The sequence below is a fragment of the Streptomyces sp. NPDC058576 genome, from assembly GCF_042718715.1.
Taxonomy (GTDB): Bacteria; Actinomycetota; Actinomycetes; order Streptomycetales; family Streptomycetaceae; genus Streptomyces.
Genome location: NZ_JBHXPF010000001.1, coordinates 71,615 through 93,304, shown reverse-complemented (window position 1 = coordinate 93,304; position 21,690 = coordinate 71,615). Strand labels below are relative to the sequence as shown.

The window sequence follows — 21,690 nt, the reverse complement described above, 5'->3', positions numbered from 1 at the left end:
GGGCGGCGAACGGCGTGCGGGCGGGGACCGGATACAGCGTCCACACCGTGACCTCGGGCCGGTGACCGCCGCCCGGACCCGCCGGCTCAGACCTGACGCACCGGCACGATCAGCGGTGTGCCGGTGCGCGGGTGGGGGAAGACCTCCACCGGCTGCCGGTAGACCTCGCCGAGCAGCCCACCGGTGAAGACCTCGTCCGGCGGGCCCAGTTCCGCGATCCGCCCGTCATGCAGGACGGCGGCCCGGTCCGCGTACGCCGCGGCGAGACCCAGATCGTGCAGGACGACGACCACCGCGTCCCCGGCCGCCGCCCGCTCCCGGCAGATCCGCAGCACCAGCTCCTGGTGGCGCAGGTCCAGTGCGGCCGTCGGCTCGTCGAGCAGCATCAGCGGGGCCCGCTGCGCCAGCACCCGGGCCAGCGCCACCCGGGCCTTCTCACCGCCCGACAGCGCGGAGAACGGGCGGCCCGCGAACCGGGTCACCTCGGTCGCCGCCATCGCGGCCGCCACCGCCGCGTCGTCCTCGTCCTCCCGCTCCGTACCGGCCCAGGGCGCCCGCCCCATCCGTACGACGTCCTCCACCGGGAACGGGAAGGACAGCGCGGCCGACTGCGGCAGCACCGAGCGGCGCAGCGCCAGTTCGGGCGCTGACCACGCGGTGGCCGGGCGGCCGTCGATCCGCACCTCGCCGCTCCCGGCGGGCAGATCGGCGGCCAGCGCCGCCAGCAGCGTCGACTTGCCGGCCCCGTTCGGCCCCACCAGGGCGACCACCTCACCGGCGTGCGCGGTCAGGTCGACGGAGTCCAGCACCTGCCGCTGCCCGAGCCGGACGGACAGCGCGGCGGCCTCGACGGCGGGGGAGCCGGGGGCGACGGGCGAGGGCAGCTCCCGGGTGCGTACCGCGAACAGGTCTCTCAGCGTCTTCATGCCCAACCACCTTGCTTACGACGGGTCCTGCGCAGCAGCCAGAAGAAGAACGGGCTGCCGAAGAGCGCGGTCAGCACCCCGAGCGGCAGTTCGGCGGGGGCCGCCACCGTACGGGCCGCGAGGTCGCCCGCGACCAGGACCAGGGCGCCGCCGAGCGCGCTGCCCGGGACGAGGAAGCGGTGGCCGGGGCCGTTCGCCATCCGCAGCAGATGCGGCACGAGCAGCCCGACGAAGGAGATGATCCCGGCGACGGCGACCGCGGCGGCCGTCAGCAGCGCCACCACCAGCACCAGCACGATCCGCAGCCGCTCCACGTCCACGCCCAGGTGCCGCGCGGGCCGCTCCCCGAGCGCCAGCAGGTCCAGCTTGCGGGAGTGGAACGGGGCGATGAGCAGACCGGCCAGCGCGCACGGCAGCACGGCCAGCACCTTGGGCCAGGTCGCCTGGGAGAGCGAACCGAGCTGCCAGAAGGTGATCTGGGTGATCTGCGCGTTGTCCGCGAAGAAGATGAAGAGCCCGATCAGCGCGCCCGCGAAGGCGTTGACGGCGATACCGGTGAGGATCAGCGTCACCACTTCGGTCCGGCCGCCGGAGCGTGAGAGCGTGTAGACGAGCAGCACGGTGATGAGCCCCGCGATGAACGCGAAGACGGTGATGGTCCAGTTGCCGAAGAAGGTCAGGCCGAGCGCGATCGAGGCGACCGCGCCGACCGCGGCGCCCGCCGAGATCCCGATCACGCCGGGCTCGGCCAGCGGATTGCCGAACACTCCCTGCATCAGCGCGCCCGCGCAGCCGAGGGACGCGCCGACGAGCAGCGCGAGAGCGACCCGGGGGAGCCGCACGTTCCACAGGACGCTCTCGCCGACCCGGTCCAACTCCTGGCCGCCGAGCCCGATCCGGTGCTGCACGGAGGACAGGACGTCACCGAGCGGGATGGAGTACGCGCCGATCGCCGCGGAGAGCAGACAGCCGGCGAGCAGGGCGAGGGAGAGCGCCGCGGTGAGCAGATACGCCGTGCTGCGGGGGGACGTGGGGGCCGCTTCCGCCGCCCCGTTCGTCCCCTTCGCCTCCTTGCCCGTGGACTTCCCCACCGGCTCGGTGCGTTCCTCGTAGGAGGTGGTCACCGGCTCTCGCCGCCCTCGGCGTACAGCTGCTCGACGATCTCGGTGAGCACCCGGTCGGTGCGCGGCCCGTAGTTCAGCAGCACCCCGTCGTCGACCGTGACGATCCGGCGGTCCATGCCGGCCGGGGTCTCCGCGATGCCCGGGATCTTCACCAATCCGTCCATGCCGCCGACGGATTCGAACCCCTTGGTCATCAGGAGGATCGCGTCCGGCGCGGCCTTGGCGAGCGCCTCGCTGGTGATGGCGGTGAAGTCCTTGTCCAGCCCGGACTCCTTGCCGGCGTCGACCGCGCCGGCCGCCTCCAGCAGCGAACTGGCCCCGGACTCCGCACCGCCCAGCAGATAGACGGAGGCAGAACCGCGCAGGTAGAGGAAGGCGACGCGGGGCTTCTGACCGTCGGCGGGGGCCGGGACGGACTTCTGGACGGCGGCGATCCGCTTCTCGGTGCGCTCCTTGAGCTCCGTACCGGCCGACGGTACGCCGAGGGCCTCGGCGACGGTGTCGATACGGCGGCCCACGTCGTCGAGTCCCTTGGCGGGTTCGACGACGAGCAGCGGGATGCCCGCGTCACGGATCTGGTCGATGGCCTCGGCCGGTCCGGTGCTGGTGTCGGCGAGGACGATCGTCGGCTTCAGGGAGAGCACGCTCTCCGCCGAGACGTCGTGGGCCCGGGTCACCACCGGAAGCCTCGTGGCTTGTTCGAAGGTGGCGGTGATGTCCCGGGCGACGACCTGCTCGCCGAAGCCGAGGGTGAAGACGATCTCGCTCAGCGAGCCCGTCAGCGGCACGATCCGGTCGGTGGACTCGATCGTGACCTTGGAACCGTCCGCCGAGTCGACCGTCACCGGCAACTCCGGTGCGGGCGGGGCCGCCAGCGGCTCGACCCGGTCCGCGTCGGCGGAGCTCTCGGCGGACGCCGACGTCGGCGCGGCATCGCCCCCTGAGCCGCAGCCGGTCAGGACCAGGGCGAAGGCGACGGCTGCGGTGAGTGCGGCGGCGGCCCTGCCCCGGACCGGTCGACGGCGGGCCGTCCGTCCGGCGTCCGGGCCCGTCGGGGCGAAGTCCTGCGAGATGCGCACGGGGGCACCGTCCTGTCGATCTGCGGCGTGCGGTGGGTGGTTGGGATGTGTCGAGATGGTGGAGGTGCCGGAGGGGTTCCGACACAGACGGGGAATACCTTAGGTTAGCCTTACCTTTGTATCCAGTCCTCGGAGGGTCCCTCATGCCGTCGTCCAGATCCACCCGCGCGCTCGCCGTCGCGCTCCTCGCGGTGCTGCTGGGAGCCCTGCTCCCCGCCGCCACCGCGCAAGCGGCAAGCCGCACGGTGCAGGGCGGCCGGCTGGACTGGGGCATCAAGTCCTCCTTCCAGAGCTACGTCACCGGGCCCGTAGCGAACGGCAGCTGGAGCCTGACCGGCGGCGCGGCCACGGTCGGCGGCAGCCAGTTCCGCTTCCACTCGGCGACCGGCTCCTACGACCCGGACTCCGGGGCTTTCAGCTCCGGCTTCTCCGGCGGCGTGCACTTCACCGGCCACAAGAAGGCCGACGGCGGCAACGAGCTCGACCTCACGATCAGCCGCCCCACGATCAGGATCAGCGGCGGCGGCGGGACGCTCCACGCGGACATGGTCAGCAAGGAGCGGGGGACCGGCAAGGTCTCCAGCCGCTCCCAGGTGCCACTGGCCGAGCTCGGCCTCGGCGGGATCAACATGAAGGGCGGTTCCACCCCCATCGCCCTCACCGACGTCCCCACGACCCTGACCGCCGAGGGCGCCTCGGCCTTCGCCGGCTACTACACCGAGGGCACCCCGCTCGACCCGGTCAGCCTCTCCGTCGACACCCAGGGCGCCGCCGCCGAGCCGGAGCCCTCCGCCCCGGACGAGGAGAAGGACGAGGGCGAGAAGAAGGGCGAGGCGGAGAAGAAGAACAAGGAGAAGGCGGGCCGCTTCGAGGACGCCGCCGTCGACTGGGGGGTGCGCCGCACCTTCCGTGAGTACGTCACCGGCTCCATCGGCCAGGGCAGGTGGACGCTCGCCGACGGCGCCGAGGACGGCGGGGCCCTGTTCCGCTTCCCGCGGGGCAAGGGAACGTACGACGCGAAGAAGGAGACGCTGGACGCGGAGTTCAGCGGCAGCATCCGCTTCACCGGCGCCCACGACCTCGACCTGACGTTCGCCGCCATGACCGTCGCCGTCGCCAAGGGCGAGGGCACCCTGTCCGCCGACGTCACCAGCGAGGGCAGGACCACCAAGCGCGTCCCGATCGTCACCTTCGCCGCCGAGGACTTCGCTCCGAAGGACGGCCTCGCCGCCCTCACCGAAGCGCCCGCCACCCTCACCGCCGACGGCGCCGAGGCGTTCGGCTCCATGTACAGGGCGGGCACCGCGATGGACCCGGTCTCGCTCGCCGTGGCCGTCGACGAGAAGGCCCAACTGCCCGCGCTGCCCGACCTCGGCAGCGAGGCCACCACCGCCGCCGAGCCCACGAAGAAGGCCGCCGAGGAGCCCTCCGCCGCACCGGCGGCCGCCTCCTCCGACTCCGGTCCGGGCGCCGGCACCTGGGCGGCCGTCGGGGGCGGTCTGCTGCTGCTCGCCGCCGCCGGAGCGGCGTTCTTCGCCCTGCGCCGCCGCGGGCCCGGGCAGGGGCCCGGCTCCGACGCCACCACCGGCTCCGACGCACCTCAGACCTCCTGACGGCGCCCCGTGCGTGCCTTATGGATCCTCACCCCCTCTCCCCGCGCTTCTCTCCCACCCCCCTGTTCCCTCTAGGAGACACACCGACATGGCAGCAACTACGCGCCGCCCCATAGCCCTCGCCGCGGCTGTCGCCACGGCCGCCGCCCTCGGCGCCACCGGCTTCGCGCTCCCGGCCGTCGCCGCGGGGTCCCCGGCGGCCGGCCCCGCCGCCGCCCCGAAGCTGGAGATCGTGGACGGCACACTGGACTGGGGCGTCAAGGAGTCCTTCCGCAGGTACATCGTCGGCCCCATCGCCGAGGGCAAGGTCACCGTCGCGGACGGCGCCCAGCAGGCCGCCGACAACGGCGTGTTCACCTTCACCGGCGGCAAGGGCTCGTACGACACCGGGACGCACGCCTCCGCGACCGCGTTCAAGGGCGGCGTGCGGTTCGAGGGCCACCACGGGGTGCTCGACGTCAAGCTGAGCGACATCGAGGTCGGCTCGGGCCGCCAGACCGGCACCATCACCGCCGACTTCACCAGCAAGAAGATGGACGGCACCGTCGTCTCCAGGAGCGACGCCCCCATCGCCGCACTCGACATGACCGCCGCCAAGCGGGGCGGCGGCGCGGGCGGCGAGACGGTCTTCACCGACATCCCCGCCACGCTGACCGCCGAGGGTGTGGACGCCTTCGCCGGCTTCTACGAGAAGGGCGCCCAGCTCGACCCGGCGACGCTGAAGGTCAAGACCGCGAACCCGAGCCCGGACCCGGGGGACGACCCCAGCAAGGACCCCTCGGACGACCCGAGCAAGGACCCCTCGAAGGACCCGAGCAAGGATCCCTCCAAGGACCCGAGCAAGGACCCCTCCAAGGACCCGGGCAAGGACCCGTCGAAGGACCCCTCCGAGGACCCGGGCGCCGAACCGGCCCCGACCGCCTCCGAGACCGCCGCGCCCGTCAGCGGCCCGGTCGTCGACGGCACGCTGGACTGGGGCGTCAAGGAGTCCTTCCGCACGTACATCGTCGGCACCATCGCCCACGGCAGGATCGAGACGAGCGAGGGCGCATCCGCCGACGCCGGCGGCTACCGCTTCACCAAGGCCACCGGCCGCCTCGACGCCGACCAGAACACCCTCGACGCCGAGTTCACGGGGAAGGTGCGCTTCCTCGGCCACGCGACCAACGGCACGTACCTCCTCGACCTGGCTCTCAGCAACCTGAAGGTCGACATCGAGGGCACCTCCGGCACCCTCCTCGCCGACGTCTCCTCCAAGGACCAGAAGACCGGCAAGGTCAGCAAGTTCACCGGCCTGTCCTTCGCCCAGCTGAAGGTGCCCTCCGGCGCACTCGCCGCCAAGGGCGGCATCGTGAACCTCAAGAGCGTCCCGGCGACGCTCTCCGCGGACGGCGCCAAGGCGTTCGGCGGCTTCTACCAGAAGGGCGAGGAGCTCGACGCGCTGAACGTCGCGGTCTCGCTCGACAAGGACGCCCAGCTTCCCGGCGGTTCCTCCGGCGGTTCCACCGGCGGTTCGGGCTCCACCGGCGGCTCCGCGGCGGGCGGTTCCACCACCGGCGGTGGGACGGTCGGCGGCGGCTCCACCGGCGGTTCGGTCGGCGGCTCCGGCTCCCTGGCCGCCACCGGCTCCGACGTCCCGACCGGCGCCCTGATCGCCGCCTCCGGCGTCGTCGTGGCGGCCGGCGCCGGTATCGTGCTCGCCGCGCGCCGTCGCCGCGACACCACCGCCTGACCCACCGGCACCTCCCGCGGGGCCGTACCGGCAGCAGTCGCTCGCCGGTGCGGCCCCGCTGCTGTACCCCGCTGGCTTCCCGCCCCGTCGCCCGGCAGTGCTTGAATGCCCCCGTGAACGACTACGACGTACCCCGGGGCATCGACGTCCTGCGGGTGTTCTGCGGACCCGACGGCCGGCACGGCAACGCCCTCGGCGTCGTACGTGACGGGAGCGGCCACCCCGACGAGGCCTCCCGGCAGCAGCTGACCCGGCGACTGGGCTTCAGCGAGACCGTGTTCGTGGACGACCCGGAACGCGGCCGGGTGGACATCCACACCCCGGGGCTCCGGCTGCCGTTCGCCGGCCACCCGTTGGTGGGCACCGCCTGGCTGCTGGACCTGGAGGTCCTGGAACTGGCCGTCGGGGACGTGTTCGCGCGCCAGGACGGGGAGTTCACCTGGATCGCCGCCCGCCCCGAGTGGGTCCCGCCGCGCACGCTCCAGCAGTACGCGAGCGCCGCCGAGGTCGAGGCGCTGCCGGGGCCGCCGCCCGGCGAGGGCTGGCTCTACGTCTGGGCCTGGGAGGACGAGGCGGCCGGACGGGTGCGGGCGCGGGCCTTCCCGAGGCGGGGCGAAGGCATCGAGGAGGACGAGGCGACGGGGGCCGCGGCCGTGCTGCTGAGCGCACACCTCGGCCGGGCCCTGAACATCACACAAGGACGCGGCTCCCAGATCCTCACCGCACCCGCGCCGGACGGCACGGTGGAGGTCGGGGGCCGCGTCCTGATGGCCACCCGGGGCTGAGCCCCGGACGGCGGCGAACCGTACGCCGGCGGTCAGGGTGTGTCCGGGCGGATCCTGACCGGGTCCGCGCCTGATCCGCCGGACACGCCCTACGCGCTGAGCGGGAAGACCTCGCCCAGCTCGCGGAAGACCGCGGTGTTCAGCGCGAAGGCGCGCTTGCACTCCTCGATGATGCGTTGCTTCTCCAGGTCGTCGGCGTTCACCGCGTCCAGCAGCTCGCGATAACCCCGCTTGAAGGCGGCGGGGTTGGTGATCTCCTCGAAGACGTAGAACCGGACGCCGTCGCCCTTGCGCTCGAAGCCCCAGGTCTTCTCCGCCTTGTCGCGGATGATCTGACCGCCCGAGAGGTCGCCGAGGTACCGCGTGTAGTGGTGGGCGATGTAACCGGCGGGCCAGGTGCGCGCGCACTCCGTGACCCGGGCCGCGTACGCCGCGGTGGCGGGCAGCGGCTCAAGACCCTCGCGCCAGTCGGCCCCGCGCAGGTGCGCCAGATCGCGCTCCAGCTCGGTGGAGCGCATCAGCTCGGGCTGTATGAACGGGCCCGCGACCGGGTCGTCGCGCAGGACCTCCGCGCCCTCCTCCAGCGCCCGGTACACGAACCACAGCTGCTCCGTGTAGCGCGTGTACGCGTCCACTCCCAGCCGCCCGCCGAGCAGGTCACTCATGAAGGTCGAGGTCTCGGCCTCGGTGTGCTGCTCGTGCGACGCGGTGCGGATGAGCGTCGAGAAGGGAGTGACGGTGGCGGTTGCGTCCAAGGCGGGCCTCCGGGGACCGAGGGGACGGGAAGTCCAGAAAGAGACGGAGATATCGGCAGGCGACCGCCGCGACGGTGCGGCGGCGCGTGCCGGTACGCCGATCCTCCTACTTAGGTTTACCTAAGTCAACTGGTTCCCGACTGTCTGTCGGTAAAAAACTACCGGCAAACAGAGCGGAGGGTGCTGTTATGTGCGCTTTGGGGTGACAGGCGACTTTCGGCGGGTGGCTTACGGAAGGGTGAGGATCTCCGCCCCGGTCTCCGTGACCACCAGCGTGTGCTCGAACTGGGCCGTCCTCTTCCGGTCCTTCGTCACCACGGTCCAGCCGTCCTCCCACATGTCGTACTCGTGGGTGCCCAGCGTCAGCATCGGCTCGATGGTGAACGTCATGCCCGGCTGCATCACCGTGGTGGCGTGCGGGCTGTCGTAGTGCGGGATGATCAGGCCGGAGTGGAACGAGGTGTTGATCCCGTGCCCGGTGAAGTCGCGGACGACCCCGTAGCCGAACCGCTTCGCGTACGACTCGATGACCCGGCCGATGACGTTGATCTGGCGCCCGGGCCGGACCGCCTTGATCGCCCGGTTCAGCGACTCCCGGGTGCGCTCGACCAGCAGCCGGGACTCCTCGTCCACGTCGCCGCAGAGGTAGGTGGCGTTGTTGTCGCCGTGCACGCCGTTGAGGTACGCGGTGACGTCCAGGTTCACGATGTCGCCGTCGCGCAGCACGGTGGAGTCGGGGATGCCGTGGCAGATGACCTCGTTCAGCGAGGTGCACAGCGACTTCGGGAAGCCCCGGTAGCCGAGCGTCGAGGGGTACGCGCCATGATCGACCATGAAGTCGTGGGCGACCCGGTCGAGCTCGTCGGTGGTGACCCCCGGGGCGATGTGCTTGGCGGCCTCCTCCATCGCCTGCGCGGCGATACGGCCCGCGACGCGCATCCGCTCCACGGTATCGGCGTCCTGGACCTCCGGGCCGGTGTACGGCGTCGGAGCCGGCTTCCCCACGTACTCGGGACGCCGGATGTTTCCGGGTACGGAACGGACGGGAGTGATCTCCCCTGGTACGAGAAGCGACTGGCCAGACATGTCAGCGAGTCTAACCAGCGGCCTCGGGGGCACCATGGCGACAAGGAAAGGAGCAGTCGATGGCCCTGTTCAAGAAGCGCACGGTCGGCAAACCGGGCGAATGGTATTACTGCCTGGAGCACAAGAAGGTCGAGGAAGGCCCGGAGTGCCCGGCGCAGAACCGGTTCGGCCCCTACACCTCCCGCGCGGCGGCCCAGCACGCGATGGACACCGCGCGCGACCGCAACCTGGAGTGGGACACGGACCCCAAGTGGCACGACGAGGACAAGGGCGACCGCTCAAGCCCGTCCGGGGGCAGCTCAAGCCCGTCCGGCGATTGAGGCCATCTTTTCGAGCCCGCCGGCGCTTGTCGCCGCACCCCCGGCCCGTCCGGCGGGCACATCAAGCCCGTCCGGCGATGGAGGCCGTCTTCTCAGCCCCTCCGGCGCTTGAGGAGCGGGGCGCGGGGCGGAGCCCCGGAAACCCGGCCGCCCGGCCGGGCCCGGGTCACCCCTCCACCCGCGCCTCCCGCCTCCGCACCGCGTCCTCATCCGTCTCCGAGTCGTACCGCACCAGCTTCGGCAGCGCGGCGGTCAACAGCACCACCGACGCCACGCACGCCACCCCGCCCGTCCAGATCGCCGACCGGGTCCCCGTCCAGCCCGCCATCGCCCCGGCCCGCACCTGACCCAGCTGCGGGCCGACGCTGTACGAGAGCACCTCGATGCCCGCCAGCCGGCCCCGCAGCTCCTCCGGGATCGTCTGGTTCCAGATCGTCGCGCGCCCCAGCCCGCTCAGCATGTCGCCCGCCCCCGCCACGGCCAGGCAGAGCAGCACCACCCACACACTGGAGAACCAGCCCGCCGCGGCGATCGCCAGACCCCACGCCGCCGCACCGAACACCACGAACAGCCCGTGCCTGCGCACCCGGCCCGTCCAGCCGCTGGTCAGCCCCAGCGCCAGCGAGCCGACCGACCCCGCCGCGTACATCAGGCCCAGCGACCACTCCGCGTCCAGGTCGTCCGCCAGGAACGGGAAGATCGTGTTCGGGAAGGCGAAGAACATCGCCGCCAGGTCGATCGCGTACGTCCCCAGCAGCACCGGCCGGCTCCACGCGTACCGCGCCCCCTCGACGATCCCGCGCAGCGACGGCTTCCGCGCGTCACCCGCCGGCGGCGCGGGGGTGAGCCGCAGACAGAGCACGACGGAGACGGCGAAGGTGCAGACCGTCACCCCGTACGCCGTGCCGTGACCGGCGTACGCCACCACCAGACCGGCCAGCGCCGGGCCCGCGATGGCCCCGATCTGCCAGCGCAGCGAGTTCAGCGCGGCCGCCGCCGTCTGCTGGCTGTGCGGCACGATCCGGGCCATCAGGGAGTCCAGCGCGGGCCGCTGGAGCCCGGCGAGCGCGGACACCCCGCCGGCCACCACGTACAGCGGCCACAGCAGCGGCTCCGGCAGCAGGGCGTTCACCAGCAGGATCGCGGCGAGCACCCCGAGTCCCGCCTCGGTGAGCAGGATGACCCGCCGACGGTCCGCCGAGTCCGCGAGCGCCCCGCCGTACAGCCCGAAGACCACCAGAGGCACCAGCTCCACCGCGCCCATCGCCCCGACCGCGAGCGGGGAGCCCGTGAGGTCCTTGATCTGGAGCGGCAGCGCGATGAGCGCCATGAAGCTGCCGAAGTACGTGATCAGGCCCTGCACCCACAGCAGCCGGAAGTCCGGCGACGAACGCCACGGCGAGAGGTCCGGCAGCAGGGCGCGGAGCCGGGCCGACAGCGGCGAGGTGGGGGTGGGAGGGGTCGCGGGCGACGGGGGTGCTGAGGTCACGAAGGGCCATGATCCGGAGTGCCGGGCGTTCCGGGCAAGCCGATATCCCGGCACGACGGCTCCGGCCGTGATCCGGGTACGCCCCGGGACCGCGTGCTACCAGCGGGCCGGCGGCGGCTGGGTCAACTGGTCGGCCAGCCGGGCGAGCCGGTCCCGGAAGGTGCGCCGGCCGCCCGCCGGAGGCCTCCCGTTCTCCCCGGCGGCCGCGCTCACCAGGTGCTGCACGATGTCCAGGTCCACGTCGTCGTCCCCGGCGACCACCAGCGACTCGTGCGCCAGGCCTCCGACGTCCGGGTCGCCGCCGTCCAGGGCGAGCACCCGAGCCCCGGCCCGCCGGGCGTCGTGCACCCGCTCCAGCAGATCGTCGCCCGGCCGCTCCGGCGCGACCAGCAGCAGCGTCTCGCCCCGCCCCGCCGCCGCGATCCGGCCGAGCCCGACCGCCAGATGCGCCGGGTCGCCCGCCGCCACCCGGTGCCGTACGAGCGTGGGCGCCAGCTCCGGCAGCCCCGACCAGGCGGACTCGTCGGACAGATGGGCCGCCAGATGCCACGGCTCGTACGCTTCGGTCCCCGCCAGCAGCAGGCCGCCGCCACGCGGGACGACGGAGGTGCGCAGGGCCAGCGCGAACCGGCGGGCGTCCTGCGGCCACCGGGTCCCGGCCAGCACATCGCGGAGCAGGGCGACGCGTACGGCATCCATGGCCCGGCATCCTGCCCGGCCCACCGTCCCGGCCGGTCCCGTCGGCTTCCGCCTCACCCGAACGGGGGACCGCGCGGGGAACGGAACCGGAGAGCGGAACCGGGGCGGACGGCGGCCGACGGGGCGGCCTCCCCGGGTACTACCTGGCAGTAGGGTCGGCCCATGACTACACAGCACAGCGGCAGCGCGCCCAAGCCCCCCGCCAAGGACCCCTGGGACCTCCCCGACGTGTCCGGCCTCAGCGTCGGCGTGCTCGGCGGGACCGGCCCGCAGGGGCGCGGCCTCGCCTACCGGCTCGCCCGCGCCGGACAGAAGGTCACCCTCGGCTCCCGGGACGCGGCCCGCGCCGAGCAGGCGGCGGCCGAGCTGGGCTTCGGCGTCGAGGGCGCGGACAACGCGGAGTGCGCGCGGCGCAGCGACATCGTGATCGTCGCCGTGCCGTGGGACGGCCACGCCAAGACGCTCCAGTCCCTGCGGGAGGAGCTGGCGGGCAAGCTCGTCATCGACTGCGTCAACCCGCTCGGCTTCGACAAGAAGGGCGCCTTCGCCCTCAAGCCGGAGGAGGGCAGCGCCGCCGAACAGGCCGCAGCCCTGCTGCCGGACTCCCGGGTCACCGCCGCCTTCCACCACCTCTCGGCCGTGCTGCTCCAGGACGAGTCCATCAAGGAGATCGACACCGACGTGCTGGTCCTGGGCGAGGCGCGCGCCGACACCGACCTCGTCCAGGCACTGGCCGGCCGGATCTCCGGTATGCGGGGCATCTTCGCGGGGCGGCTGCGCAACGCCCACCAGGTCGAGTCGCTGGTCGCCAACCTGATCTCGGTCAACCGCCGCTACAAGGCCCACGCCGGCCTGCGCACCACCGACGTCTGACGGACCCCGCCGCCCCGGGGAGCGCCGGTACCGGATCCGGCGCTCCCCGGGGCGGGGCACAACGGGGCATGGGGGACACTGGACGGGACCGCGACCGTTCCCGGCAGGGAGCGCGACCCGTTCCCGACAGGAGCCGACCCCCATGCCCCGCATCGCTCTCTACGCCCTCGTCGTCTGCGTCCTCGCCGTCGTGGCGGCCGTGGTCTCCTTCGCCCAGGGCAGCCTGCTCGGGATCGTGTGGGTGCTCATCGCGGGGCTCTCGTCGAACATGACCTGGTTCTACGTCCGCCGGCACCGGCTGACCACGGCCTCCGACGCCGGCTGACCACGGCCTCCTGGGGGCTGACCCCCGCCTCCGACGCGGGCTGACTCTTCACCTGTCTCCCGTCGCCCTCCCTCCCCCCCTCCCTCTCTCTCCCACCGCGTGCGGCCTCCGCCAATCAGGTCGTGCGTCCCGCTCCCCGGGCGTGGCCCGGCGAGCGGACGCCGTGAGGGAGCCGAGCATGTGACGGCCCCGCCACGGCCGTGGCGGGGCAGGACGAGGGAGGCCGCGTGGCAGACGCGAGGGACGACGTTCCGGGGGCGACCGCACGGACCGGCGGCGAGCCCCAGGGCTTCTGGGAAGAGGTGCGCGACGCCGTCACCACCCGGGCGGCGCTCGTCATGCTCGGGGTGCTCCTGCTGCAACTGGGCTTCGCCCTCTCCTACATGGGCGCCTTCCACGCACCCGAGCCGCACAAGGTGCCGATCACCCTGGTGGCCCGGCCCGCCGTCGAGCGGGACCTGGTCGCCCGCCTCGACGCGCTGCCCGGCGACCCGCTCCAGGTCACCGCCGTCGCGGACCGCGCCCAGGCACGCGCGCGGCTGCTGGACCGGCGCACCGACGCCGCCCTCGTCGTGGACCCGGCCGTACGCACCGACACGCTGCTCGTCGCCTCGGCGGGCGGGCCATCGGCGACCACCGCGGCCGCCGAGATCCTCCAGGAGGTCGCCCGGGCGGAGAACCGCACGATCGTCGTACGGGACCTCCGTCCGCCGGCCGCGGGCGACTCGCGGGGCCTGTCGTCCTTCTACCTCGTGCTCAGCTGGACCATCGGCGGCTACCTCGCGGCCTCGGCCCTGAACATGGCGGCCGGCTCCAAGAAGCCCACGCTGCGGCGCACCCTGGTCCGGCTGACGGCGATGCTGCCGTACGGCTTCGTCTCGGGCATCGGCGGCGCGATCATCGTGGGCCCGGTGCTGGACTGCCTGCCGGGCGCGTTCTGGGAGCTGGTCGGCATCGGCACCCTGGTGGTGTTCGCCTCCGGCGCGGTGGGCGTCGCCCTCCAGTCGGTGGCCGGCACGGTCGGCCTCGGCCTCACCATCCTGATCTTCACGATCCTGGGCAACCCCAGCTCCGGCGGGGTGTACCCGTCCTCCCTGCTGCCGCCGTTCTGGAGCGCGATCGGCCAGGCCCTCCCTCCGGGCGCGGGGACGACCGTCGTGCGCAACACCGTCTACTTCGACGGCAACGCCACCACCGGCGCCCTCTGGATTCTCGGCGCCTGGGCCCTCGGCGGTGTCGCCGTGGCGATCCTCGCCGCGGCCCTGCGCGGCTCCCGGGCCGCCAGGACCGCCGCCCCGGCCGGCGGGCCCACCGCCCCGGCGGTCTGACGGAGCGGTCCCGGGCGCCGGGCGGTCAGCCCACCGCGCAGCCCGGGTCCTGCTCGTCGAAGAGGCCCCGCCAGAAGCGGTACAGGTCATAACCGCAGTACCGCTGGATCTCCTCGACGCCCAGGGCGCGCAGCAGTGCGTGGATCGCGTCGAAGAAGGCGATGTTCACCTCGGGAATCCACAGGATCGCGAACACCGCGATCAGCCCGAACGGCGCGATCGGCTCCACCTGACGGCGGATCCTGTACGAGAGCCAGGGCTCGATCACCCCGTAGCCGTCCAGACCCGGGATCGGCAGGAAGTTCAGGATCGCCGCCGTCACCTGGAGCATCGCCAGGAACGCCAGCGCGTAACTGAAGGCGCGCGGCACCCCGTCCAGCGCGTCCAGCCAGAACGGGGCCGTGCACACGATCGCGAACGCCACGTTCGTCAGCGGGCCCGCCGCCGAGATCAGGCTGTGCTTCCACCGACCGTGGATCCGGCCGCGCTCGATGTACACCGCGCCGCCGGGCAGCCCGATCCCGCCCATGATCACGAAGAGCACCGGGAGGACGATGCTCAGCAGGGCGTGCGTGTACTTCAGCGGGTTGAGCGTCAGATAGCCCTTCGCCCCCACCGACAGGTCCCCGCTGTGCAGCGCGGTGCGGGCGTGCGCGTACTCGTGGAGGCAGAGCGAGACGATCCAGGCCCCGGTGACGAACAGGAAGACCGCGAAGCCGGTGGCGTCCGCGAAGCCCGTCCACACCGCCCAGCCCGCGACCGCGGTGACGGCGGCGATACCGAGGAAGACCGGGCTGATCCTCCGGTCGCCGCGGGTGGCTGCGGTGGTCATCGGCGTTCGACTCCTGGGCTGAGGGGGCTGAGGGGGCTGAGAGGACGGGGACGGGCTGGGGCGGCGAAAGGGGGCCGGGAAAGGCGATCGTACGGCCCGACAGGGCGGGAACGTCGGGGACCGGTGACGGAGTTCCACCCTGTCAACGCCGCGCCCCGCTGCGTCACGGACAATGGGCCCGTGCACTACTGCGTCCTCGGCACCACCCGGGCACTCCGCGACGACGGCACGGCCGTCGCCCTCGGCGGGGCGCGGCTGCGCGCCCTGCTCACCGTTCTCGCGCTGCGCCCCGGGCGGACCGTCCCGGCCGGGGTCCTCGTCGACGAGGTGTGGGACGGCGATCCGCCCGCCGACGCGGCCGGCGCGCTCCAAGCCCTCGTCGGGCGACTGCGGCGGGCCCTGGGCCGCGGCGCCGTCGAGTCGGTGGAGGGCGGCTACCGGCTCGCCGCCCCGCCGGACGCCGTGGACCTGCACCGCTTCGAGCGGCTGGCGGGGGAGGGGAGCCGGGCCCTGGAGGACGGCGACGCGTCGGGCGCCCTCGCCGTCCTGCGGGAGGCCCTCGCCCTGTGGAACGGGCCGGCCCTCGCCGATCTGCCCGACCGTACGGCGACCGCGTCCCGCTGGGAGGCCCGCAGGCTCGACGCCCGGCGGGCCGCCCTCGGGGCCCTCCTCGCCCTCGGGAGACCGGGGGAGGCGCTGCCGGAGCTGGCCGTGCTCTGCCACGCCCACCCGCTCGACGAACCGCTCCAGGCTTTGCGCATCAGAGCCCTGCGGGACGCCGGACGCCCCGCCGAGGCACTGGCCGCGTACGAGGAGGTCCGCACCCTCCTCGACGACCGCCTCGGCACCGCCCCGGGCCCGGCCCTGCGCGCCCTGCACGCGGAACTGCTCCACCAGGAACCGGCCGCACCGCCCGCCCCGGACGCCGGACGGGACCCCCGGGCCCAGCAGCCCCCGGCCCGGCAGCCCTCGGCTTCGCCCGCCCCGGACCCCGCGCCCCGGCCCGCGCCCGGGAGGCCGCCCGCCCACGGGAACCTCCGCGCCCGGCTCACCAGCTTCGTCGGCCGCGACACCGACATCGCCGCCCTGCGCGAGGACCTCGGCCGCGCCCGGCTCGTCACCCTCCTCGGCCCCGGCGGCGCGGGCAAGACACGGCTGTCCCAGGAGACCGGGGAGGCCGCCGCCGCGGCCTGGCCCGACGGCGTCTGGCTCGCCGAACTGGCCCCCGTCGACGACCCGGACACCGTGCCCGAAGCCGTCCTGACCGCGCTCGGCGCCCGCGAGACCGTACTGCGCGGCGCCGGCGCCGAGGAGCTGCGAGCCGCCGACCGCACCGCCGCGGACCCCCTCGTACGCCTCACCGAGCACTGCGCCCCGCGCCGGATGCTCCTCCTCCTGGACAACTGCGAACACGTGATCGGGGCCGCCGCCGCCCTCGCCGACCAGCTGCTGACCCACTGCCCGCAACTGACGATCCTCGCGACCAGCCGCGAACCGCTGGGCGTGCCGGGTGAGTTCGTCCGCCCCGTCGACCCGCTGCCCGACCCGATGGCGCTGCGCCTGCTCGCCGAGCGCGGGGCGGCCGCCCGCCCCGGGTTCCGTACCGACGCGGACGAGGAGACCGCCGCCGCCTGCGCCGAGATCTGCCGTCGGCTGGACGGGCTGCCGCTCGCCATCGAACTGGCCGCCGCCCGGCTTCGGATGCTCACCCCGCGCCAGATCGCCGACCGGCTGGACGACCGCTTCCGCCTCCTCAGCAACGGCAGCCGCACCGTGCTGCCCCGCCAGCAGACCCTGCGCGCCGTGGTCGACTGGTCCTGGGACCTGCTGGCCGCCGCCGAACGCGCCGTGCTGCGCCGCCTCTCCGTCTTCGCCGGAGGCTGCTCGCTCGCCGCCGCCGAGGAGGTCTGCGCCCTGCCCGCACCTGCCGACGGCGTCGTCGTGGGCTCCCTGGACGTCGCCTCCCTGCTCGGCTCCCTCGTCGACAAATCGCTCGTCGTCGCCGCACCCGGCGGGGACGGGGAAATGCGCTACCGGCTGCTGGAGACGGTCGGCGAATACGCCGCCGAGCGCCTGGACGAGGCCGCCGAACGGGACGCCGTCGAGCGCCGCCACCTGACCCACTACCGGGAGCTGGCCCGGATCACCGGACCCAAGATGCGCGGCGGCGGACAGCGCGACGCCATCGCGGTCTTCCAGCGCGAGTACGAGAACCTGCGCTCCGCGCTCCGTCACGCCGTCGCCGCCCGGGACGAGCACGAGGCGCTGTGTGTCGTGCTGTCGATGGCCTGGTACTGGATGCTGCGCGATCTGCGCTCGGACGCCCGCCAGTGGAGCGAGTCCGCCGCCTCGCTCGGACCCGACCCCTTCGCCGCGCCCGGTGTCAGGGCCCCCTCGCTCCTGGAGCGGTGCACCGACCGCCCCCCGCCGATGGACGACGAACAGCTCGCGGAGGCGCGGCGCGGGGTGTCACTGATCCAACTGGCTGGCGTGGACAACGCGATCAGCGCCTGGTCGACTCCGGAGGGCAAGGCGCGCCTGAGGATCATCGCGGACACCTACCGGCCCGGCATGCCGCAGACGTGTCGCATGCCCGGAACGTTCTGGCTCTTCTCGATCATGCTCACCGGCGGCCCGGACGAGCTGTACGCGGTGCTCGACGAGACGGTCCGGGCCACCCGGGTCCACGGCGGCGAGTGGGAGCTGGGCTCCGCGCTCCACACCCGCGCCAACCTCCTGGCCAACAGCCCCGAGCGGGTGGCGGACGCGCGCGCCGACGCCGACGAGAGCCTGGAGATCTACACCCGGTTGGGCGACGACTGGGGCGCGGCCGAAGCGCTCTCCGCCCGGGGCGAGGCCAACGAGCGGGCCGGTGACTTCACGGCGGCGCTGGACGACTACCGGAAGGCCGTGGAGTACGCGCGGAAGATCGGCGCCCAGAGCCAGGCGGCACTGCTGCGGGCCCGGTACGCCGGCGCCCTCATCGAGCTCGACCGCCTCCCGGAGGCCGAGACCATCCTGCGCGACGTCACCGAGAACGGGCGGGAGTTGGGCCACGAGGCGACGCCGATGGCCCGGATGCACCTGGGGTTCGTGCTCGGTCTCCAGGGGCGGGTGGACGAGGCCCGTCGGCAGGCGCACCTGGTCCGCGAGGACTTCAGGTCCCGCGATGTCGCCATCTTCGGCGGATTCGTCTTCGGCGTGCTGGCCTGGCTGGACAACCTCGACGGCGACCACGTCTCCGCCCTCGACAACGCGCTGACCGCACTGGAGAGCGCGCGGGAGCCGCTGTCGATGATGGTGGCCCCGCAGATGCCTTCCGCCCATCTGACGGCCATCGCCCAAGCGCTCGCCGGATTCGGCGACGCCGACGCGGCCAAGGACGCCGCCCGGCTGCTGGCGTTCCAGGCGACGCTCCTGCCGAAGGGGCATGTGCCGAGCGTGATGGAGGACCGCAATCTGGTGCTCGCCGAGAACGCCGTCCGAGCCCGGCTCGGCGACGACGCGGTGTACACGGCGGCGTACGAGGAGGGCGGTGGCCTCACCCTCGATGAGGCCACCGCCCTGGCGGAGACGTACCGGCCGGACCCGTCGTCGGCGTGACGCTTCTCCGCCCGTTGTCCGCTCAGGCCTTCTTGCGGAACTTGGCCACGGCCAGCGGAGCCATCACCACCGTGATCCCGGCGGCCCAGGCGAGCGTCCACCAGACCGAGTTGCCGACCGGGTCGCCCTGCATGAGGGCCCGCGCCGCGTCCGCGAGGTTGGAGAGCGGGTTGTAGTCGGTGAAGGCCTGGAGCCAGCCCGGCATGGTCTGGGTCGGCACGAAGATCGAGGAACCGAACTGCAGGGGCATCAGCACGAGCATCGCCGTCCCTTGAACAGCCTGGGCCGTCTTCATGGACAGCCCGAGCAGGATGAAGATCCACATGATGGCGGCGCCGAACACCGCCGACAGCGCCACCGCCGCGAGCAGCCCGAACACCGAGCCGTTCAGGTCCATGCCGACGGCGAACCCCATGGCGAGCAGGATGAGCATGGCGACCATCAGCCGGCCCAGCTCGACCACGATCTTGGCGATGAGCACCGAGGACCGGGCGATCGGCATCGTCCGGAACCGGTCCATGACCCCCTTGCGGAAGTCGTCGTTGACGCCGGTGCCGACGGCCATGGCGATGTTCAGCCCCATCATCGCCATCAGCCCCGGCACCAGGTAGTTCACGTACTCCTGCCGGTTCCCGCCGAGGCTCGCGCCGACCGATCCGCCGAAGACGTACACGAAGAGCAGGATGAAGATGATCGGCATCAGAAGGACGTCGAACATCGACTCCGGATCCTTCTTGATCTGGAGCAGATTGCGTCGCGCCAGGGCTCCGATGTGCCGGAGGTTGGCCCGCAGCCCGATCCGGCCCTCGTCGGCCACGGCCGCGTTCGGCGGTGCGGGGCTCGCGGACCCGGCCGGGGCGGGGGTCAGGGTGGTGGTGCTCATGCGGCGACCTCCTGGGGAGCGTGGTCGGAGAGGTGGGCGGCCTTGTCGCCGGTGATCGCGAGGAACACCTCGTCGAGGCTGGGCAGGGCGGTGGAGACATGGGCGAGGGAGAAGCCCCGGACGCCCAGCAGCCCGATCACGGCGGTCAGCTGCTCGTCGCTGAGGATCGGCACGTACAGCAGTCCTTCGTCCGGCACGGCCTGCGCACCGGCGATGCCGTCGAGTCCGGCCTCCCGGATCGCCTGCGCCATCGCGGCCAGCTCCGCCGGGTCCGACGGCCGGATCTGGAGCGTGCGTCCGCCGACCTTGGCCTTCAGCTCGTCGACCCCGCCCCGGGCGATGATCTTCCCCCGGTCGATGACGGTCAGCTCCTTGGCGAGCTGCTCCGCCTCCTCCATGTACTGGGTGGTCAGCAGGACGGTCGCGCCCTCGGCCACCATCCGCTGCACCTCGTCCCAGACCTCGTTACGGGTCCGGGGGTCGAGCCCCGTCGTGGGCTCGTCCAGGTAGAGCACGGCCGGGCTGCCGATCATGGAGGCGGCCAGGTCGAGCCGGCGGCGCATTCCGCCGGAGTACTCCATGCAGGCGCGCCTGCCGGCCTCGGTGAGCGAGAACCGCTCCAGCAGCTCGTCCGCGCGGGCCCGCGCCTTCTTGCGCGGCAGGTCGAGCAGCCGCCCGATCATGTAGAGGTTCTCCCAGCCGGAGAGCTTCTCGTCGACCGAGGCGTACTGCCCGGTGAGGCCGATGGTGCGGCGCAGCTGCCGGGGCTGCTTCACCACGTCGTAGCCCGCGACGACCGCGTGGCCGGCGTCGGGGGTGACCAGGGTGGACAGGCAGCGTACGAGGGTGGTCTTGCCCGCGCCGTTGGGGCCGAGCACACCGAGGACGGTGCCTTCGCGGACGTCGAGGTCCACGCCGTCCAGTGCTTTGGTCTCGCCGTAGTGCTTGACCAGCCCCCGCACCTCGACGGCGTTCCGGCCGCTGCTGGGGTTCTTGTCGATTCGTTCCATGTCCACCATGGGACCAAGGCCCACCGACAGCTCACCGACAGCCCGCCGACACGGCCCGGCACCGGGCTCCGCGCAGGCGACAGCCCGCCGATGGGGGATGTCGGCGGGCTGTCGGGTGGTGCGGGAAATGGCTGGTGGGCGCCCCGCCGGGGCACGATCCGGCGGGACCCGGTGGATCAGTGGAAGGTGTGCTCCGCCGCCGGGAACGTGCCGCCGACGACCTCGTCGGCGAACTCCTTCGCCGCGTCGCCGAGGACCTGGCGGAGATCGGCGTACTGCTTGGTGAAGCGCGGCACCTTGCCGCCGGTCAGCCCGACCATGTCGGTGTAGACGAGCACCTGCGCGTCGGTCGCGGAACCGGCGCCGATGCCGACGGTCGGGATGTGCAGCGTACGGGTGACCTCGGCGGCCAGCTCGGCGGGCACCAGCTCCAGCACGACGGCGAACGCGCCCGCGTCCTGGACGGCCTTGGCGTCGCGCAGCAGCTGCTGGGCGGCCTCCTCGCCGCGCCCCTGGACCCGGTAGCCCATCGCGTTGACGGACTGCGGGGTCAGGCCGATGTGGCCCATGACCGGGATGCCGGCCTCGACCAGCAGCCGGATCTGCTCGTGGGAGCGCTCGCCGCCCTCCAGCTTGACCGCGCCGACGCCCGACTCCTTGATCAGCCGGGTGGCGTTGCGCAGCGCCTGGACGGGACCCTCCTGGTACGAGCCGAAGGGCAGGTCGGCGACGACGAGCGCGCGCTTGGTGCCGCGTACGACGGCGGCGGACAGCATGGCGATCTCGTCCATCGTGACGGGCACGGTGGTCTCGTAGCCGAGGTGGACGTTGCCCATCGAGTCCCCGACGAGCATGACCGGGATCCCGGCCTCGTCGAAGACGGACGCGGTCATCGCGTCGTAGGCGGTGAGCATCGGCCACTTCTCGCCGCGCTCGGTGGCGGCGGCGATGTCGTGGACGGTGATGCGGCGGGTGGACTTCCCTCCGTACAGCGCTTTGCTGCTGTCGGCGGGGGAAGCGGCGCCACCCGCTGGGGAGGACTGATTCTGCGCAGCCTGAAGCGACATGGCCAACGGCTCCTTCGTCATCTCGAGGCGCCCTGACGGCGTCCCCGGATCCCTTCCATGGTGGCATCCCGCCCCGCCGCTCGGGAAGTGGGCCCGCAGAGAGGGCACCGGGACGTTGGGGAAAGCTTTAACAATACGAGACGGTCTCGTATCGAATATGG

At 73.0% G+C, this 21,690-nt stretch carries 19 protein-coding genes; 8 read left to right on the top strand and 11 right to left on the bottom strand.

Annotation, left to right across the window (positions count from 1 at the left end; translation table 11 throughout):
- Window positions 1–86: 86 nt before the first annotated feature.
- From ACFWRV_RS00400 to ACFWRV_RS00390, 3 genes are read right to left on the bottom strand one after another with little or no spacing between them, the layout of a single operon-like run.
- Window positions 87–926 (bottom strand): heme ABC transporter ATP-binding protein, encoded by an 840-nt coding sequence (locus tag ACFWRV_RS00400; RefSeq protein WP_384326340.1) that lies wholly within the window; start codon window positions 924–926, stop codon window positions 87–89.
- On the bottom strand, window positions 923–2,050 hold the full coding sequence (locus ACFWRV_RS00395; protein ID WP_384326338.1) for a FecCD family ABC transporter permease: 1,128 nt from the start codon (window positions 2,048–2,050) through the stop codon (window positions 923–925). The genes ACFWRV_RS00400 and ACFWRV_RS00395 overlap by 4 nt, the downstream gene beginning before the upstream one ends.
- Entirely contained in the window at window positions 2,047–3,129 is a 1,083-nt protein-coding gene (locus tag ACFWRV_RS00390) for a hemin ABC transporter substrate-binding protein (RefSeq protein ID WP_384326336.1), read from the bottom strand. Before ACFWRV_RS00390 ends, ACFWRV_RS00395 begins: the two co-directional genes overlap by 4 nt.
- A 143-nt stretch (window positions 3,130–3,272) precedes the next feature.
- Here ACFWRV_RS00390 and ACFWRV_RS00385 point away from each other — a divergent pair, with 143 nt between their 5' ends.
- The 3 genes from ACFWRV_RS00385 (at window position 3,273) to ACFWRV_RS00375 (ending at window position 7,259) form a co-directional block, all read left to right on the top strand.
- Window positions 3,273–4,742: an HtaA domain-containing protein gene (locus tag ACFWRV_RS00385; RefSeq protein WP_384326335.1), complete on the top strand. Its 1,470-nt coding sequence runs from the start codon at window positions 3,273–3,275 to the stop codon at window positions 4,740–4,742.
- Between the two features lie 88 nt (window positions 4,743–4,830).
- The gene (locus ACFWRV_RS00380) at window positions 4,831–6,474 is read left to right on the top strand and encodes an HtaA domain-containing protein (protein ID WP_384326332.1); all 1,644 of its coding nucleotides are present in this window, start codon (window positions 4,831–4,833) and stop codon (window positions 6,472–6,474) included.
- A 113-nt stretch (window positions 6,475–6,587) separates the two neighbouring features.
- Window positions 6,588–7,259: a PhzF family phenazine biosynthesis protein gene (locus ACFWRV_RS00375; protein ID WP_384326330.1), complete on the top strand. Its 672-nt coding sequence runs from the start codon at window positions 6,588–6,590 to the stop codon at window positions 7,257–7,259.
- Window positions 7,260–7,348: 89 nt separating this feature from the next.
- On the opposite strand, the gene ACFWRV_RS00370 is transcribed toward ACFWRV_RS00375, so the two are convergent.
- Both ACFWRV_RS00370 and map read right to left on the bottom strand, forming a co-directional pair.
- The gene (locus tag ACFWRV_RS00370; RefSeq protein WP_384326328.1) at window positions 7,349–8,014 is read right to left on the bottom strand and encodes a heme oxygenase (biliverdin-producing); all 666 of its coding nucleotides are present in this window, start codon (window positions 8,012–8,014) and stop codon (window positions 7,349–7,351) included.
- Between the two features lie 228 nt (window positions 8,015–8,242).
- Complete coding sequence (gene map / locus ACFWRV_RS00365) at window positions 8,243–9,100, bottom strand: type I methionyl aminopeptidase (RefSeq protein WP_384326326.1); 858 nt, start codon at window positions 9,098–9,100, stop codon at window positions 8,243–8,245.
- A 59-nt stretch (window positions 9,101–9,159) separates the two neighbouring features.
- Here map and ACFWRV_RS00360 point away from each other — a divergent pair, with 59 nt between their 5' ends.
- On the top strand, window positions 9,160–9,420 hold the full coding sequence (locus tag ACFWRV_RS00360) for a hypothetical protein (protein ID WP_384326324.1): 261 nt from the start codon (window positions 9,160–9,162) through the stop codon (window positions 9,418–9,420).
- 166 nt (window positions 9,421–9,586) lie between these two features.
- Here the strand turns inward: ACFWRV_RS00360 and ACFWRV_RS00355 are convergent, their stop codons facing one another.
- Window positions 9,587–10,858 (bottom strand): MFS transporter, encoded by a 1,272-nt coding sequence (locus ACFWRV_RS00355; RefSeq protein ID WP_384326682.1) that lies wholly within the window; start codon window positions 10,856–10,858, stop codon window positions 9,587–9,589.
- A gap of 147 nt (window positions 10,859–11,005) precedes the next feature.
- On the bottom strand, window positions 11,006–11,608 hold the full coding sequence (locus ACFWRV_RS00350) for a hypothetical protein (protein ID WP_384326322.1): 603 nt from the start codon (window positions 11,606–11,608) through the stop codon (window positions 11,006–11,008).
- 162 nt (window positions 11,609–11,770) lie between these two features.
- Between ACFWRV_RS00350 and npdG the strand changes: the two genes are divergently transcribed.
- The 3 genes from npdG to ACFWRV_RS00335 all read left to right on the top strand — a co-directional run bounded on the left by npdG (window position 11,771) and on the right by ACFWRV_RS00335 (window position 14,134).
- Window positions 11,771–12,481 (top strand): NADPH-dependent F420 reductase, encoded by a 711-nt coding sequence (gene npdG, locus ACFWRV_RS00345; protein ID WP_384326320.1) that lies wholly within the window; start codon window positions 11,771–11,773, stop codon window positions 12,479–12,481.
- 142 nt (window positions 12,482–12,623) lie between these two features.
- Window positions 12,624–12,806, top strand: coding sequence for a hypothetical protein (locus ACFWRV_RS00340; RefSeq protein ID WP_384326318.1), 183 nt, complete (start codon window positions 12,624–12,626; stop codon window positions 12,804–12,806).
- A gap of 227 nt (window positions 12,807–13,033) precedes the next feature.
- A complete protein-coding gene (locus tag ACFWRV_RS00335; protein WP_384326316.1) occupies window positions 13,034–14,134 on the top strand; it encodes a DUF3533 domain-containing protein in 1,101 nt (366 codons plus the stop codon).
- A 25-nt stretch (window positions 14,135–14,159) separates the two neighbouring features.
- On the opposite strand, the gene ACFWRV_RS00330 is transcribed toward ACFWRV_RS00335, so the two are convergent.
- Entirely contained in the window at window positions 14,160–14,966 is an 807-nt protein-coding gene (locus ACFWRV_RS00330; protein WP_384326314.1) for a site-2 protease family protein, read from the bottom strand.
- 180 nt (window positions 14,967–15,146) lie between these two features.
- On the opposite strand from ACFWRV_RS00330, the gene ACFWRV_RS00325 reads away from it, so the two are divergent.
- Window positions 15,147–18,569, top strand: coding sequence for a BTAD domain-containing putative transcriptional regulator (locus tag ACFWRV_RS00325; protein WP_384326313.1), 3,423 nt, complete (start codon window positions 15,147–15,149; stop codon window positions 18,567–18,569).
- Window positions 18,570–18,591: 22 nt separating this feature from the next.
- Here ACFWRV_RS00325 and ACFWRV_RS00320 read toward each other — a convergent pair whose 3' ends face one another.
- The 3 genes from ACFWRV_RS00320 to panB all read right to left on the bottom strand — a co-directional run bounded on the left by ACFWRV_RS00320 (window position 18,592) and on the right by panB (window position 21,529).
- Window positions 18,592–19,452, bottom strand: coding sequence for an ABC transporter permease (locus tag ACFWRV_RS00320; RefSeq protein ID WP_384326311.1), 861 nt, complete (start codon window positions 19,450–19,452; stop codon window positions 18,592–18,594).
- Window positions 19,449–20,471: an ATP-binding cassette domain-containing protein gene (locus ACFWRV_RS00315; protein ID WP_384326310.1), complete on the bottom strand. Its 1,023-nt coding sequence runs from the start codon at window positions 20,469–20,471 to the stop codon at window positions 19,449–19,451. Before ACFWRV_RS00315 ends, ACFWRV_RS00320 begins: the two co-directional genes overlap by 4 nt.
- Before the next feature lie 167 nt (window positions 20,472–20,638).
- A complete protein-coding gene (gene panB, locus ACFWRV_RS00310; RefSeq protein ID WP_384326308.1) occupies window positions 20,639–21,529 on the bottom strand; it encodes a 3-methyl-2-oxobutanoate hydroxymethyltransferase in 891 nt (296 codons plus the stop codon).
- Between the last annotated feature and the right edge of the window lie 161 nt (window positions 21,530–21,690).

Coding starts and splice junctions, on each gene's coding strand:
- ACFWRV_RS00400 (WP_384326340.1), bottom strand. CDS start 926: ATGAAGACGCTGAGAGACCTGTTCGCGGTACGCACCCGGGAGCTGCCC.
- npdG (WP_384326320.1), top strand. CDS start 11,771: ATGACTACACAGCACAGCGGCAGCGCGCCCAAGCCCCCCGCCAAGGAC.
- ACFWRV_RS00350 (WP_384326322.1), bottom strand. CDS start 11,608: ATGGATGCCGTACGCGTCGCCCTGCTCCGCGATGTGCTGGCCGGGACC.
- panB (WP_384326308.1), bottom strand. CDS start 21,529: ATGTCGCTTCAGGCTGCGCAGAATCAGTCCTCCCCAGCGGGTGGCGCC.
- ACFWRV_RS00360 (WP_384326324.1), top strand. CDS start 9,160: ATGGCCCTGTTCAAGAAGCGCACGGTCGGCAAACCGGGCGAATGGTAT.
- ACFWRV_RS00340 (WP_384326318.1), top strand. CDS start 12,624: ATGCCCCGCATCGCTCTCTACGCCCTCGTCGTCTGCGTCCTCGCCGTC.
- ACFWRV_RS00385 (WP_384326335.1), top strand. CDS start 3,273: ATGCCGTCGTCCAGATCCACCCGCGCGCTCGCCGTCGCGCTCCTCGCG.
- map (WP_384326326.1), bottom strand. CDS start 9,100: ATGTCTGGCCAGTCGCTTCTCGTACCAGGGGAGATCACTCCCGTCCGT.
- ACFWRV_RS00315 (WP_384326310.1), bottom strand. CDS start 20,471: ATGGTGGACATGGAACGAATCGACAAGAACCCCAGCAGCGGCCGGAAC.
- ACFWRV_RS00330 (WP_384326314.1), bottom strand. CDS start 14,966: ATGACCACCGCAGCCACCCGCGGCGACCGGAGGATCAGCCCGGTCTTC.
- ACFWRV_RS00320 (WP_384326311.1), bottom strand. CDS start 19,452: ATGAGCACCACCACCCTGACCCCCGCCCCGGCCGGGTCCGCGAGCCCC.
- ACFWRV_RS00380 (WP_384326332.1), top strand. CDS start 4,831: ATGGCAGCAACTACGCGCCGCCCCATAGCCCTCGCCGCGGCTGTCGCC.